The following is a 13,232-nucleotide window of genomic DNA, read 5'->3' on the forward strand; positions in this document are numbered from 1 at the left end:
AGGTGGCGTGGCCTGGAATAAGGCAGGACAAGGAATGAAGCGTGGAGTGGCCATCCTCGGGTTTGCAGCGTTGGTGCTGGCGCTCCCGCTTGCGGCGCAGGTCGGATTTCACGGTGCCGTGGCGATGGACCTGTGGGACCGTGATGCGGGCTACGAGGAGGTGTATTTTCTGGCCAGACTGTCATGGGCTCCCGGCGCGTGGGAGTACAGAGTTTCCGCGGTCGCGCTTGTCCTCCAATCGGACTCTTCACTCAGAGTAGGTGGAGAAGCGTCCGTAACGCATCGGTTCTTCAGGGGTCGCAGGCTGGAACCGTTGTTGGGTCTGGGGACCACCGTATACCGAACCGACACGATGCCCCACGAAGAGACGGGCATCGGCCTGGCGCCACTGTTGATTGCCGGCGCCGACCTGTCGCTTACGCGCAATCTCCGCTTGAGGCTGGAATACCGAGGCGTATAAGGGATATTCCCGTCGATGCTCGAGGGGGCGCTTACCTGGATCTTGAGCCGAACGAAAGCCCCGCTGCAAAGCGGGCCGGACGCTGTAACCTCAGCGCGCCGAGCCATGTAAGGTCTGACCCCCCTCCGCCATCTCAAACCTGTGGGTCCCGAGTCGCATCTGCGGATTCGACCGGGAGATGCCCGGGACTCCGTGCCCTTCTCGAGGCCGGAACGGGTGGCGGCAGCGCGACCACAGAGGAATTGGTGACGATCATGATCGAACGCACACTCCAATTCGATCTCCACAAGCAGAAAGATGGCAGAATCGTCGCGCGCCTGCCTAGCCCACGACCATCGGATGGTCAGGTACCCCCACGCGATTGCGCTCGACAGAGCCACAGCCGAAGCGCTGGAATCCATATGGCATCAGGTCTTCACCAACGAGGCTGCCCAGGAAGGGAGACACGCACCGCTCCAGGAGAACCGAGTATCCCGAAACGGTCTCGATCCCCGGTCTACCGCCCTAGGAGCCTGCGCCGCAGGAGCGCGGCGGAAGCCATCGGATGCCGCCCGCGGGGTCTCGCGAGCCGAAGTGTCGGTCGTTTTCCGGACGGGAACGCGTTGTAGGCGGGGAGACGGCCCGGCGGGCGGCGTTCGGGCGGGGCCGCGGACCTCTTTTTGTGCCCCGGGGGACGCTTGACACGGATTTTCGGCCCCTCACGCTGCCTGAAGGACGTGGAGGCGCCTCATGTTGAGCGCCAGGCACACGAGGTCCCACTCGCCGCGCACCTTCTCCAAGCCCCGGAGGCTGAACCTCCGGAACCCCATCGCCTCCTTGACCCAGCCCATGGGCGCCTCCGCGATCCACTTGCGCTTGGCGTACACCGCCCGGCCCTCCGGAGCCGCCAGCTTCTTCGCCATGCGCGCCCTCGCCGGCTGCTTCTCCGGGTCGGGCTTGCCGGCCCCCTTGCCCTCCCGGCCCAGCGCTACGTAGCCGTCGATCCCCCGCGCCTCCAGAGCCGCCAGATCCTCCTCGTTACAGTAGCCCGCGTCGGCCAGCACCTGGCCGGGCGTCTCCCCGCACCGCCCGGACACCTCGTCCACCCGTTCCACCAACTGCCCCTGGTCGCTCGCGTTGTCCGTCACCGCCGTCCCCACCACCAGTTGGCTCTCCCCGTCCACCACCGCCTGCGCGTTGTAGCACTGCTGGTAGCCTTCCGTGCTCGTCCGCATGATCCGGCTCTCCGGATCCGTGAAGTTCGTCTGATCCTTCGCCTCCGGCTCCCCGTACGCATGCTTGTACGGCGGCCCCCCCTTCGGGTTGCGGTCCCACTCCGGCTTCCGGCCCCGCGCGTCGTCCCGCTCCCGGGCCTCCGCCTCCAGGCGAGCCTTCGCCGCCCGGATCGCCGCCAGACGGTCCTCCCGGCGCTTCAACTCCTCGGGCAACTCGTCGCCCCGAACGTCCTCCCCGTGGCGCTCGTCCTCCTCCGCGTCGATCGCCTCGGCCGCCGCCAGAAGATCCGCGATCTCCGCCTCCAGGCGGGCCTCTTCCGGCCCCATCCGCCCATAGCTCATCGCCTTCCGCTTGCTCGCGTTCGCGCGAACCTTCGTCCCGTCCACCGCCACCCGGCCCAGCCCCGCCAGCCCCAGTTCCCGCGCCAGGCGCACCACCTCCGCGAACAACGCCCCGAACGCCTTCAGGTTCTTCTTCCGGAACTCGCACAACGTCCGGTGCGCCGGAAAGTTCCCCGCCGCCAGCATCCTGAGCGCCACGTCCTCCTCCAGACGCCGCGCCAGCTTCCGGGACGAGAACACCCCCGTCGCGTACCCGTACACCAACACCTTCACCATCATCCGAGGATCGTACGGGCTCCGCCGCCGCCCATCCCCTTCGTACCGCGCGTAGAACGGCGACAGGTCCGCCGCGTCCACCAGATCGCTCACATGATGCGCCAAGTGCCCCGCCGGTACCCACTCCCGAAGATCCTGCGGCAGCAGCAGCTGCTGGTCCGGATCGTACGGCCGGAACCTCGTCCTCATCCTCTCCGGATCGTACGGTAGGGACATCGTCCCCATCGCCACCTCCCCGCGCCGAACGTGAACCGGTCACAGCCCGGCATCACCATAACCATCCGGCACGCGCCGCACCATCGGCTTCTACGGCGCAGGCTCCTAGCTAGGTGCGGTGACACCCTTCCCAGGCATCGGTACTCGCACAGGGCGTCGACGCGGCAGGTGGCGCCGCGATCATGCCCTGATGGTTTGAAGCCCTGCCGCTTGTGGTGGGTCAGCCCGTTCCCGTCGTTGGAGAAGGTCGCCGGGGAGCCTCGGATCTCGAAAACCAGCGCGCGATCCTGCTCGTCGAACACAATGGGGAAGGGGTAGCCGTTCTCCTCGACCATCCGCGCACTTCGTCCCGCGGCGAACGCGCCGTGGCCCACGTCAGCCACATGACGGCTTCGTCCTCCTCGTACTCGTCCAGCCCACTCAATGAAGTCCGGGAACTCGGCCAAACAGGGGCCGCAGGAGGTGGACCAGAAAAGCTCATGTAAGGTTTGGCCCCTCTTCGGCATCTAAAAAATATGGGACGTGAACTCACGGGCCTAGCGGGAATCGACCGTTGATCGGTCGAGGGACTGTCGCGCTGGAGCCGATCACGGATTCGTACTGGGGTCTAGGGAGAAGATCATGCTCAACTTGACATTCAGCCGACGCGCGGGGCTCCGAATCCTCGCCTTGTCTTTGTCTCTCGGCCCAGTCGTCCCAACTGCCGGTCATGCACAAGACGTCACGTGCGCCCAATGGAATACAGTTGAGTACTTCAGGGCAGCACGTGCGTTAGACGTGACGAGGTGCCTTGACGAAGAATACAGTGTTACGGATCTTGATTCCGACGGCATCGCACCCATACATTACGCAGCTCTACATAGTGAAAGTGAAGACGTTATTCACGTTCTTATCGACGCAGGCGCGGATCCGAGCCGTCGCGTCGAGGATGTGTCCACCGATTTCACACCCCTCCACTTCGCAGCGAGCAATCCCATGGCGACCATCACTGAGGCGTTGGTCGCGCGCGGGGCGGACGTCATGGCGCGTGAGATTTGGGGTCAGACACCTCTCCATTTTGTGGCATGGGGCTACACCAATGCGGAGCCAATCCGGGCACTGCTCGATGCAGGTGCCGATCCTAACGCCGCGAACGAGCTACTGGAGACTCCCTTGCATTTGGCGGCTGCTGATATGGAAGGGCCCCCGTCAAGTGCCCTCGTTCGTCTGCCAAGCGCGTCTTCGTAGTCGTTCTCCATCATCGGAGGAAGAAGTCACGCGAGGTTCGTTTCGACGGTGAATCCTCCTGATATACGCCGGTTGGCCGGGGCCAGAGCGGCAAGAATTCGGATTCGTCGGGAGCTGGCTCGATCTAGATCGCGTGGGTCTCGCGTCCGGTGGCAACAGGGCGCGGCCACATAGCAGCCTCGAGCGTTCTCCTGCCGTGCCTCGCGCGACCTCCTCCTCGGTCTCGGGGTTCTCGTTGCCTGCGAGTCCTGCTTTCGCCGTCTCAGGCGGCGTCCCGGTTCGTCCGGGTGTCTTCTCCGGCATCCTGCATGAGAGCCCACACGAAGCCGGCCAACTCCCGGGCCACCGCCACCGCCGCGATCTGGTTGTTCTTCCTGAACGCCAGCCGGCCGAACACCTTGTGAAGCCGGTGTTGCGCCTTCCAGCCGTGGGCGATCACCTTCGGTGCCTGGCCCTGCTGCCGGCGGCTCAGCGCCGGGCCCCGCCTGGGCGCGAACCTGTAGCTCCACGCCGCCTGCACCAGCACATGCCGGACCCGGCTGTTGCCCGCCTTCGTGATCGCTCCCAGCCGACGGCTCGCCCCGCTGGAGTGTTCGCTCGGTACCAGGCCCACGTAGGCCATCAGCTTGCCCGGGCTCTCGAAGCGCCGGAAGTCCCCGATCTCCGTCGCCAGCACCATCGCCGCGTGCGTCGAGATCCCCTTCAGGCAACACAGCCGCCCCACCGCCTCACGGTAGGCCGGCTCAAGCGCCAACGCCTCGATCCGGCGGTCCAACTCCTCCCGGCGGCCCAGCTTGTAGTCGAACAGCGCCAGGTACTCACCGAACACGAGCCGGTCCTCCCCCTCCAGCGCCCCGTCGCGCTGGAGCGCCCGCAGCCACGACATGTGCTTGCCCGTCCAGTTCCGCCCCTCGCGGTACACCAGCCCCCGCCGCGCCAGAAACTTCAGGATGTAGTGCCGCGACTTCAGAATCTCCCGCTGGAACACCTCCCGGCACCGCACCACGTCCCGTACCCGCTCCTCACGTTCCGTCGGGATCCGGATCGTCACCAACTCCCCCGCCCGGTACAGCCGCGCCAGCTCCGTCGCGTCCTTCCGGTCGTGCTTGCGCCGGTCTCCCGGCCGCCGCGGGATCAACGACGGCGCCACGATCTCGCACTCGTAGCCCCAGTGCCGCATCGCCCGTTCCAGCACGTAGCCCGCCCCGCTCGCCTCGTAGCAGGCCCGTACCTCCCCCTCCCGTGATATGCGGCCCAACCACCGCCTGATCTTGCTCGCCTCGTTCGGCAACCGCTTCACCACCGTCGGCTCCGGCGCCTCCGCCGGAAGCAGCGCAACCATCACCGTGTCCTTGTGAACGTCCATCCCGACGTACAGCTTGCTCTTCTTCTCCATGGGGCCGGTCTCCTGTCCGTTGCGATCTCCAGCATCGCATGTGGCTCTGGCACCTCCGAACACCGGGGCGCCAACCCACGGTATACGGCGGGCGGCCGGCCCTTCCATACCTTCTAGAAATCCGGTGCTCGAAGTCACCGAAGCGCTCTTGGCGGCGTGTGCGGACCCTTCGCGGGAAAATCGTCATGGCCAGACGCCCGTGAAAAAGGCGAAGCGCAATCCGAACCCGGCCGTGCAGAGGGCGCTGATGGCGTCGCAGGAAGATTCGGACTGCGACGCTTAGTCAAGAGCGACGGTCGACAGTTTCTCATAGGCCGTTCGCGAAACCGTCACGGTTGCCCGACAGCGCTTGGCGGCTCCAACGGTGTTGAACGGTCGGCGCCAAGACCTTGGTTCGTCCCGCACGCGCCGGCGGGTCGATTCTAACCCCAGCCTCACGAGTCCGGTCTTCCGCCGCCCCAGCGGGACCTGCCGAGCGAGGTCTGGAGGAAGCCGTTTCGAGGAAGCTTAGCTTCGCGAAACGGCTTCCGTGCCGTAGACTGGCAGGCATGAACGCTGCCGAGCTTGTGATCGACCGCTCCATGTCTCCGTGCCGACTCAGGTACGGGGAGCGGTTCAACGCGGCGGCGTGGTACGTGGACCGACACCTGGCCAAGGGGCGGGGCGAGACGGTCGCCATCGAGCAAGCCGGCGAGAGCGTCACCTACGGCCAACTGGCGCACCGCGTGGGGCAGGCGGGGAACGCGCTCCTCGGGCTCGGGCTCGCGCCGGGCGACCGCATGCTGATGGTCGTGAAGGATTGTCCCGAGTTCTTCTATTTCTTCTGGGGGGCGGTCAAGGCCGGGATCGTGCCCGTGCCCGTGAGCTACCTCATGCGGGCGCGGGATCTCGCGTTCATCATCGGCGACTCCGGGTGCCAGGCCGTCGTCTACTCGCCGGAGTTCGCGGGGGAGGTCGTGCCGGGGCTGGCGGCCGCGCGCACGGGGGCCCGCGGTCTCGTGCTTGAGGCGGAGGGCGGGGTGCTCGACGACCTGGCCGCGGCCTCTCCGGAGCTGGAGGCGGCGCCGACCCGGCCCGGGGACATCGCGTTCTGGCTCTACTCCTCAGGCACGACGGGGCGTCCCAAGGGGGTGCCGCACCGCCACCGCGACATGCCGGCCACCTGCGAGCACTACGCGGTCGGGATCCTGGGGCTCGGCGAGGACGACCGATGCTACTCCGCGGCGAAGCTCTTCTTCGCGTACGGGCTCGGGAACGCGATGACCTTCCCGCTGTGGGTGGGGGGCACCGCGATCCTCGACGAGCGGCGTCCGACGCCCGCCACCACGTTCGAGACGATCGAGACGCTGCGTCCGACGGCTTACTTCGGCGTTCCGACGCTGTACGCGGCCCAGCTGCAGGCACTGGACCTGGCGGGGACGGCCAGCGTCAGCGGCGCCAGCGGCGGTGCGGCGGGGGAGGGCGGTCCCGACTTGGGTTCGCTGCGGCTCTGCGTCTCCGCGGGCGAGGCGCTGCCCCCGGACCTGTTCCGTCGCTGGAAGGCGGCGACGGGGCTCGAGATCCTGGACGGGATCGGCTCCACCGAGGCGCTCCACATCTTCATCTCCAACGCGCCGGGAGACGTGAAGCCCGGCAGCACGGGCCGCGTCGTCCCCGGCTACGAGGTGCGGATCCTGGGCGAGGACGGGGCCGAGGCCGGCCCGGGCGAGGCGGGGCAGCTCGAAATCCGCGGCCACTCGACGACGCCCGGCTACTGGAACCGTCCCGAACTCGAGGAACTCACGATCGTGGACGGCTGGCTCCGCACGGGCGACCAGTACGTGCGCGACGCGGGCGGATACTTCCACTACCAGGGCCGCGCCGACGACATGATCAAGGTGGGGGGGATCTGGTGCTCCCCGTTCGACATCGAGGCCCGCCTCATGGAACACCCGTCGGTGCTGGAGGCGGCGGTCGTGGGTCGCGAGGACAAGCACGGCCTGGTGAAACCGGAGGCGCACGTGGTCCTCTCGGAGCCGCTCACGGAGACGGTGGGCGCGGAACCGGCTGCGGACGCGCTGACGGCGGACCTGGTCCGGCACTGCCAGGAAGGCCTCCCGCGGTACATGTACCCGCGCTGGATCCGGTTCGTGGCGGAACTCCCGAAGACCGCGACCGGGAAGATCCAGCGCTTCCGGCTCCGGACTTGAGGTGGTGCGCTGGCTGGCACCTACGGTTCGGGGGGAGGAACCAGCGGCGCAATATCCGATATCAGCTTCGGGATGTCTCGTTGCACCGTCTCCCAGACTCGCTCCGCGTCCACCTCGAAGTATGCATGAACGAGGCGATTCCGCATGCCGATGATCTCTCGCCAAGGGATCTCGGGATGCTGCTCTCTCGCTTCAGCGCTGACGCCGGCCGCCGCCTCGCCGATGATCTCGATGGCTTTGAGGATAGCGTGTTGGCGGAGCCGATCCTGCTCGAACTGCCGGAAGCTCAGTCCTGATGCAAACTCCTCCGCATCACGTGCCGCCAACAGCATGTCCAGGAGGTACGCGGCGTCATCCCGCATAGATCGTTCTGGTCGATCGGAGGATGGCCTCTCGTCGGATATGGTTCCGGCTGCGCTCGACGGCTCGGCGCTCGACCAGGTCCGTGGGACGACCGAACAATTCGCTCAACTCGTTCTCGATGCGCGCCATATCGAGCAGCGTCGGCCGGGCTTCCACGGCGAAGGTCACGAGAACATCAACATCGCTATCCGGGCCGAAGTCTTCGCGCACGGACGATCCGAACAGGGCGAGTTCAGAGATCCGCCACGCCCTGCACAGCCCGGCGATCCGGTCGAACGGAACGTCGATCTGCGTGCGGACACTCATATCGCCCCCCGGGGACTCGTTCACCAAGGCAGCCCCTTCTCGCTCGGGACTCGCCCTTCCCAATAGCACATCATCTTAACCGCCGCCGGGTTCGCCGCCAGCAGGAGGCCGTGGATCCGAGCAACGCCGCCACCCCCGCCGGCCTTGGCCGGCGGTTCCTGCTCTGCGGATTCCCGGCTACAATGGATGATCCACCGGCTGCGAACCCTCCCCCACGGGGGGCCGCCGGAAGAGGAGAGTAGCCCATGAAGCCCGCGAGTACGCTCGCCGTTCGACCGAAACGTTGCCGGCTGCTTGGCCGTGGCGCTGTTGCCGCTCATGGCGCCGGGTGCGCACGCGCAGGTCCTGCTCGAGGAGGACGGGATCGAGTTGCGGGGGAGGGCGAGGCGCGTGGAACGCGGCGCCGGTACGTGCTACGTGTCCGAGGAACGCGAGACGGCCGAGTCGTACGAGCGGAAGAAGGCGAACCACGGCGAGCGCGTCGATCTGTGGCGGCTGGACTTCTCCGTGCACAACGGGTCCGGGGAGCCGCTCGATCACCTGATCGCGGACTACCGGATCGTGTCCGAGAATCCGCCGTGTACGAACTGGAGTTGGCCCGATACGGAGCGCTATCCCGGGCCGATCGGGTGGGGCAACCTCGCCGGCCTCATCCAGCGCAGCGGCCCCGAGAACGCCACTCCGCCGGGAGAGAGGCTGACCCATACGCAGTATGTCTTCGTGTTCCACCATCACGAGCCCCTGTTCCGGTCCGCGAGCGTGGACTTCAACTTCGGGACCGACGCACCCGCCGCACCCGCCGCCGCACCCGCCCCAGCACCCGCCGACGCGACTCCCGCTTCGGATGGGCCCGAGGGGATATGCGGCCCGGAGCCGAGTCCCTCGGGGTGCTGGAGGGCAGTGGCCGATCACCCGGAGTGCTACGTCTGGGTCTCAAAGAACCTCGATCAGACCGTCACCTGGAGCGGCGAGTGTTCCGACGGGTACGCGCAGGGGACGGGAACGATCGGGCTCAAATATGGTGACCTCGTTCCTCCTACCCCCGACCGTACGGCTCACGGGCTCCTGGTCGACGGGAAGCGGCAGGGAAGCTGGGTCATCCGGTTCGGGCCGGCGAGATCGTGGGAAGGTCCGTTTGTCGACGGCATGAAACACGGCCTCTGGGTGGAGCCGCGGGAGAACGGACGCGTGGCCGAAGGGCTCATGCTCCACGGGAAGCGGCACGGAGATTGGGTGCACCGGGAATCGGACGGGACGGTCCGGCGAGGGCCCTGGCTCACCGACGACGAGGGCCCGCTCCGCCTCACGATGCCGCATGGCATCTGGGCAAGCTGGGAGCCGGGCGGGACCATCGACCAATGGTTCGTGGTGCGGGGCAGCCAGGAAGGAACCCGGATTCGTTGGCAGCCGGACGGAACCGTCGGCCGGTTCTCATTCGTCGGTGACGAGCGCCACGGCTTGACGATCTTCTGCTTCCCGAGGCCGGAAACGATCCTCACGCGACTCGATATTCACCAGAACGACGAGCTGCAATTCACCTACGAATCCCTCGGCGCCATTCCGTACCGGGGGCTGGCGGACAGGGTCGTGTCGGAGTGTGCCCGCCTGTTCTCGGTGAACCGCCCGGAACCGCCCCCCTGAGGCTCCGGTGCTTTACGGAGTCAGTCGTCGGCGCGGAGGTCGTCGGGGCCCAGGTTCGTGAGGATCAGGATGCAGATCCCGACCAGAATGACGCCGAGAAGGTTCGTGTAGCGCCAGGGTCCGCCGAACCAGGCCAGTACTCCCCCCAGCAGCATCACTGCCACGCAGCAGCCGAACAGGATGCGATACCATTTCGGCCAATACTTCGGTGACCACCTGCGCATGGCGCTCACCTCCTGGTTGCTCCGGAAGCCGTCAAGGCGGTGCCTCGATGCCGATCTCGGGTGCCGCCGCGGCGAAGTGGCGCACGTTCCAGGTGATGATGGTCGAAGCACTCGCCTTCAGCGCACAGGCCGCGCTGAGCATGTCGTAGGTCTGTCCACCGATCACGCCGCGTCGCTCGGCTCTGCGCAACGCGTCCCAGGTCTCGGCCGCCGTCAGGTGTACGACCGGCGTTTCGCGCCAGTTCGCCTCCAGCAGCGCGATGGCGTCCCCGGACCGCAGGCGATTGGGGCCGGGTAGCCGGGTGAGGACCGCGTAGGTTTCCGCCAACGAATGAGCGGCAAGCACAAGTTGTTCGCCGGCGCGCTCGCGTCGCTCGATCTCCGCGCGGGTACGCGCGTGATGTTCGTGCCAGAAGCAGATTGTCGCGACCAGGGCACTGGTGTCGCAGAGATAGCGACTCACCCGGCGGGCGGAGTCCCGCTCCAGGAGGATGTGCCGGAACGGAGGCCGGCGGTCGTCTCTGCGACCTCCGCCGCCGTCAATACCGGTCGTCCCCCCCGTGGGACCGCGACCACCGTGGAGCCATGTCGTTCGAGCGAGACGTCCAGCGGCACCGGCTCGATCTCGATTCGACCGTCCCGGACCCGGAATCGGACGCGGGTTCCGGGACGCAACCGGGTCGCGTCGCGAACGGCCTTGGGGACCACCAGGCGGCCTGCTTTGTCGATGGTGGTTTCCATGGTATGAAAATTGCCATCCCAGTAACCATACATCAACCCCACTGGGGCGATCGGTTCCTGCCTCGCGAGGTCGGGGCTAGAATGGGGTCCCGGCCCGACCGCTGATCCCGAACGGTGGAACTCCGGGGAGAGGAGGGATAGTCCGTGAACTCCACGCGCACCCTCGCCGTCGGCGCGGTGCTGCTGGCGGTCGGTCCCGCTGGGCCTCCGGCGGCTGCCGCCCAGGACCAGGTCACGATCCACCGGGATCCGTGGGGCATGCCGCACATCCTCGCGGAGGCGGAGGAAGCGGGGTTCTACGGGCTCGGATGGGCGCAGGCCGAGGACCAGCTCGAGTTCATCCTCACCATGTTTCTCTCCGCGCGGGGGGAGGCCGCCGCGGCGTACGGGGCGGAGACCGCGCCCCGGGTCGGGAACCCGCTCGCCGCGGACGTCCTAGGCGCGCATGTGGGATGACGACGGGCGCGCCCGACGTGGCCGACTGCTACGAGGTGGAGGTCGATCCGGCCGACTCGCTGCGCTACCGCTACGATGGCGAGTGGCGGCGCATGGAGACGCACGAGGCCGCGATCGAGGTGCGGGGCGGAGAGACGGTCACCCGGAGCTTCACCTATACCCGCCACAACGCCGTCCTCTCGCCCGTCATCGCGCGGCAGGACGGGAATGCCTGGGTCGTGAGCACGGCGTACATGCACACGGCGGGGGACTTCGATCAGGAGGTGTACGAAATCAACCAGGCGCGGAGCGTCGCGGAAGTGAAGGAGGCGATGCGGCGCCTGGGGATGTTCCCGCAGAAGAGCCAGGTGATGGTGGGCGGGAACCTGTTCGACGCCCGCACCCTCACGCAGATGTGGCCCATCGAGCGCCCCTATGGACCGACCCCGTGGACGAACGACGACATCACCCGCGCGGACGTGCGCAGCGACGACTACTGGGACGGGCGGCCGGGTGGGTGATTCCAGGCACCAGGCAGGGACCGCGCGGGAGCGAGGGGTCCTCGGCGGGCCGGGGATCGAAGCGTGACGTGCCGGGCGGGTTTGTCGTCTACATGGGGAACTGTGCGGCCGGACGAAGCCTCGGTCGTTGACAACAACTGGATCGCATCCGTAGAAAGGGAGACGCCATGTCCGCAGGTCGTCGTTCCGCACTAGTGTCATGTCACACATCAAACGTCGGATAGAGGCGCTTGAGCTTGACACGTGCGTCGTCCGTGGTGAATTGCCAGTTGACCTTGGCTTGGATTCGGTCTCTGGCCGCCTGCCAGGCGGCGACTTCGGCGCGTAGGGTGTCGATGGAGTCGATGCGGCGATTGAGGCACTGGCGGATCATGACGTTGAGTTCGACCTCGGCGACATTCAGCCAACTGCCGTGCTTGGGGGTATGGACGAACTCGAAGCGATCCCAAAGCGCCTTGGCCTCGGCGGGTTCGAAGGTTTCGTGGAGCGCGCCGGGGCGGTGCGTGTTGAGGTTGTCCATCACCAGCGTGATTCGGGTGGCGCCGGGGTACTGCGCGGCGATGTCGCGCAGGAAGCGGGCCCAGTCGGTTTTGGTCCTGCGCTCGGTCACCTTGGTCTGGCGCCGGCCGGCCAGTGGTTCGGTGGCCATGAACACGTTGCAGGTGCCGAGGCGCCGGTACTCGTAGTCTTCGCGGGCCGCCCGTCCCGGTGCCGGCGGGACGGGCGTGCGCGTCTCGCCGATCAGCTGGCGCGGCGTCTCGTCCATGCACACCACCGGTAAGTTCGCATCGTACGGACGCCGGTAGACGTCGAGCACCCGCTCCATCCCCGCTGCGAAGTCGGCATTGCGCCGCGGCGGGATCACCCAGCCGACGCGCCGCCACGGTTTGATGGCGTTTTTTTTAGCACCCGCCGCACCGTCTCGTGCGAGACGCTGTCGATATAGCCGAGTTCCACCGCGCGGTCCGCCAACAGGCGCAGCGACCACCGCGCGCGCCCCTCGGGCGGATCGCCGCAACTGAGCGCGACCAGCCGCGCCTCGAATTCGCCGTCCGCCTTGCGAAGGTACTTCGCGCGACGACCCCGCCGGCCCCCAAGCGCCGCTTCCAGACCGTCCTCCACAAACCGCTTCTTGACCCGGTCCACCCTGCGCGCGCTGATCCGCGACACCCCGGCGATCTCCCCGCCGGTCGTGCGCCGCTCGTTGAACTCGCCCTCGTCGCAATTGAGCAGAACCAGCGCGTTGATCACCTTCCGCGAACGATGTGAACCCTTGCGTGTCATCGCCGCCAACGCCTCGCGCTCCCCCGCTTCCAACTCCACCAAATACCGTTTCATGCCAGCCTCCTCGCCATTGTGGACCGGCAAGAAGTCTATCACGCTCCTTACGACATATCACGTGTGACATGACACTAGCCGCCATCCTCGTCATCGCTCCGTTCTCGAGCGCGTGCTCCATGCTGTTCATGACGAGACCACCCCAGGCCGAGGGACCGGTCGCGCGTGGCGACTGCACCCGTAGCGCTGCCGCTCCCCTCATCGATGGCGCCTTCGGATTGAACTCCCTTGCAGTCGCTGCAGGGATCTATGGGCAATCGCGTGATGAGTTCGAATCGGACAACACCTACACCGCCTACCGCGTCACCTCTGCCGTTAGCGCTGGCGCCCTCGCATTCTCCGC

General features: G+C 67.0%; 15 protein-coding genes. 6 read left to right on the forward strand and 9 right to left on the reverse strand.

Annotation, left to right across the window (positions count from 1 at the left end):
* The first annotated feature begins 34 nt into the window (after positions 1–34).
* A complete protein-coding gene (locus ACPXY0_RS03225) occupies positions 35–460 on the forward strand; it encodes a hypothetical protein (protein WP_423928416.1) in 426 nt (141 codons plus the stop codon).
* A 698-nt stretch (positions 461–1,158) separates the two neighbouring features.
* Here the strand turns inward: ACPXY0_RS03225 and ACPXY0_RS03230 are convergent.
* Entirely contained in the window at positions 1,159–2,481 is a 1,323-nt protein-coding gene (locus tag ACPXY0_RS03230) for an IS1182 family transposase (protein WP_423925228.1), read from the reverse strand.
* Positions 2,478–2,891 carry a hypothetical protein gene (locus tag ACPXY0_RS03235; protein WP_423928418.1) on the reverse strand — a complete coding sequence of 138 codons (414 nt, stop codon included), beginning with the start codon at positions 2,889–2,891 and terminating at the stop codon, positions 2,478–2,480. Before ACPXY0_RS03235 ends, ACPXY0_RS03230 begins: the two co-directional genes overlap by 4 nt.
* A 238-nt stretch (positions 2,892–3,129) precedes the next feature.
* Here ACPXY0_RS03235 and ACPXY0_RS03240 point away from each other — a divergent pair, with 238 nt between their 5' ends.
* Positions 3,130–3,735 (forward strand): ankyrin repeat domain-containing protein, encoded by a 606-nt coding sequence (locus tag ACPXY0_RS03240; RefSeq protein WP_423928420.1) that lies wholly within the window; start codon positions 3,130–3,132, stop codon positions 3,733–3,735.
* Between the two features lie 262 nt (positions 3,736–3,997).
* Here the strand turns inward: ACPXY0_RS03240 and ACPXY0_RS03245 are convergent, their stop codons facing one another.
* On the reverse strand, positions 3,998–5,131 hold the full coding sequence (locus ACPXY0_RS03245; protein WP_423928422.1) for an IS110 family transposase: 1,134 nt from the start codon (positions 5,129–5,131) through the stop codon (positions 3,998–4,000).
* 548 nt (positions 5,132–5,679) lie between these two features.
* Here ACPXY0_RS03245 and ACPXY0_RS03250 point away from each other — a divergent pair.
* A complete protein-coding gene (locus tag ACPXY0_RS03250) occupies positions 5,680–7,320 on the forward strand; it encodes a benzoate-CoA ligase family protein (RefSeq protein WP_423928424.1) in 1,641 nt (546 codons plus the stop codon).
* Between the two features lie 20 nt (positions 7,321–7,340).
* Here the strand turns inward: ACPXY0_RS03250 and ACPXY0_RS03255 are convergent, their stop codons facing one another.
* On the reverse strand, positions 7,341–7,682 hold the full coding sequence (locus ACPXY0_RS03255) for a DUF86 domain-containing protein (protein ID WP_423928426.1): 342 nt from the start codon (positions 7,680–7,682) through the stop codon (positions 7,341–7,343).
* Positions 7,672–7,989 (reverse strand): nucleotidyltransferase family protein, encoded by a 318-nt coding sequence (locus ACPXY0_RS03260; protein WP_423928428.1) that lies wholly within the window; start codon positions 7,987–7,989, stop codon positions 7,672–7,674. Before ACPXY0_RS03260 ends, ACPXY0_RS03255 begins: the two co-directional genes overlap by 11 nt.
* Positions 7,990–8,289: 300 nt before the next feature.
* Between ACPXY0_RS03260 and ACPXY0_RS03265 the strand changes: the two genes are divergently transcribed.
* The gene (locus tag ACPXY0_RS03265) at positions 8,290–9,630 is read left to right on the forward strand and encodes a toxin-antitoxin system YwqK family antitoxin (RefSeq protein WP_423928430.1); all 1,341 of its coding nucleotides are present in this window, start codon (positions 8,290–8,292) and stop codon (positions 9,628–9,630) included.
* 20 nt (positions 9,631–9,650) lie between these two features.
* On the opposite strand, the gene ACPXY0_RS03270 is transcribed toward ACPXY0_RS03265, so the two are convergent.
* The 3 genes from ACPXY0_RS03270 to ACPXY0_RS03280 are packed head-to-tail and all read right to left on the reverse strand — an operon-like array spanning position 9,651 to position 10,628.
* A complete protein-coding gene (locus ACPXY0_RS03270; protein WP_423928432.1) occupies positions 9,651–9,854 on the reverse strand; it encodes a hypothetical protein in 204 nt (67 codons plus the stop codon).
* Positions 9,855–9,885: 31 nt separating this feature from the next.
* Positions 9,886–10,317 carry a PIN domain-containing protein gene (locus tag ACPXY0_RS03275; protein WP_423928434.1) on the reverse strand — a complete coding sequence of 144 codons (432 nt, stop codon included), beginning with the start codon at positions 10,315–10,317 and terminating at the stop codon, positions 9,886–9,888.
* Positions 10,314–10,628 carry an AbrB/MazE/SpoVT family DNA-binding domain-containing protein gene (locus tag ACPXY0_RS03280; protein WP_423928436.1) on the reverse strand — a complete coding sequence of 105 codons (315 nt, stop codon included), beginning with the start codon at positions 10,626–10,628 and terminating at the stop codon, positions 10,314–10,316. Before ACPXY0_RS03280 ends, ACPXY0_RS03275 begins: the two co-directional genes overlap by 4 nt.
* A 111-nt stretch (positions 10,629–10,739) precedes the next feature.
* Between ACPXY0_RS03280 and ACPXY0_RS03285 the strand changes: the two genes are divergently transcribed.
* Positions 10,740–11,051, forward strand: a complete 312-nt coding sequence (locus ACPXY0_RS03285; RefSeq protein ID WP_423928438.1) for a penicillin acylase family protein — start codon at positions 10,740–10,742, stop codon at positions 11,049–11,051.
* Positions 11,048–11,551, forward strand: coding sequence for a penicillin acylase family protein (locus tag ACPXY0_RS03290; RefSeq protein ID WP_423928440.1), 504 nt, complete (start codon positions 11,048–11,050; stop codon positions 11,549–11,551). The genes ACPXY0_RS03285 and ACPXY0_RS03290 overlap by 4 nt, the downstream gene beginning before the upstream one ends.
* Positions 11,552–11,753: 202 nt before the next feature.
* Here the strand turns inward: ACPXY0_RS03290 and ACPXY0_RS03295 are convergent.
* Positions 11,754–12,889 (reverse strand): IS630 family transposase gene (locus tag ACPXY0_RS03295; protein ID WP_423926019.1). Its coding sequence is split into 2 segments (ribosomal slippage): positions 11,754–12,457 and positions 12,457–12,889, totalling 1,137 coding nucleotides; the frame shifts between segments, so codons are not numbered across the junction.
* Positions 12,890–13,232 lie beyond the last annotated feature (343 nt).

The organism is Candidatus Palauibacter sp. (assembly GCF_965237495.1).
Taxonomy (GTDB): domain Bacteria; phylum Gemmatimonadota; class Gemmatimonadetes; order Palauibacterales; family Palauibacteraceae; genus Palauibacter.

Excerpts from the sequence above, each read along its gene's own strand:
- ACPXY0_RS03225 (WP_423928416.1), top strand. The coding sequence starts at position 35 with ATGAAGCGTGGAGTGGCCATCCTCGGGTTTGCAGCGTTGGTGCTGGCG.
- ACPXY0_RS03230 (WP_423925228.1), bottom strand. The coding sequence starts at position 2,481 with ATGAGGACGAGGTTCCGGCCGTACGATCCGGACCAGCAGCTGCTGCTG.
- ACPXY0_RS03240 (WP_423928420.1), top strand. The coding sequence starts at position 3,130 with ATGCTCAACTTGACATTCAGCCGACGCGCGGGGCTCCGAATCCTCGCC.
- ACPXY0_RS03245 (WP_423928422.1), bottom strand. The coding sequence starts at position 5,131 with ATGGAGAAGAAGAGCAAGCTGTACGTCGGGATGGACGTTCACAAGGAC.
- ACPXY0_RS03250 (WP_423928424.1), top strand. The coding sequence starts at position 5,680 with ATGAACGCTGCCGAGCTTGTGATCGACCGCTCCATGTCTCCGTGCCGA.
- ACPXY0_RS03255 (WP_423928426.1), bottom strand. The coding sequence starts at position 7,682 with ATGCGGGATGACGCCGCGTACCTCCTGGACATGCTGTTGGCGGCACGT.
- ACPXY0_RS03260 (WP_423928428.1), bottom strand. The coding sequence starts at position 7,989 with ATGAGTGTCCGCACGCAGATCGACGTTCCGTTCGACCGGATCGCCGGG.
- ACPXY0_RS03270 (WP_423928432.1), bottom strand. The coding sequence starts at position 9,854 with ATGCGCAGGTGGTCACCGAAGTATTGGCCGAAATGGTATCGCATCCTG.
- ACPXY0_RS03280 (WP_423928436.1), bottom strand. The coding sequence starts at position 10,628 with ATGTATGGTTACTGGGATGGCAATTTTCATACCATGGAAACCACCATC.
- ACPXY0_RS03290 (WP_423928440.1), top strand. The coding sequence starts at position 11,048 with ATGACGACGGGCGCGCCCGACGTGGCCGACTGCTACGAGGTGGAGGTC.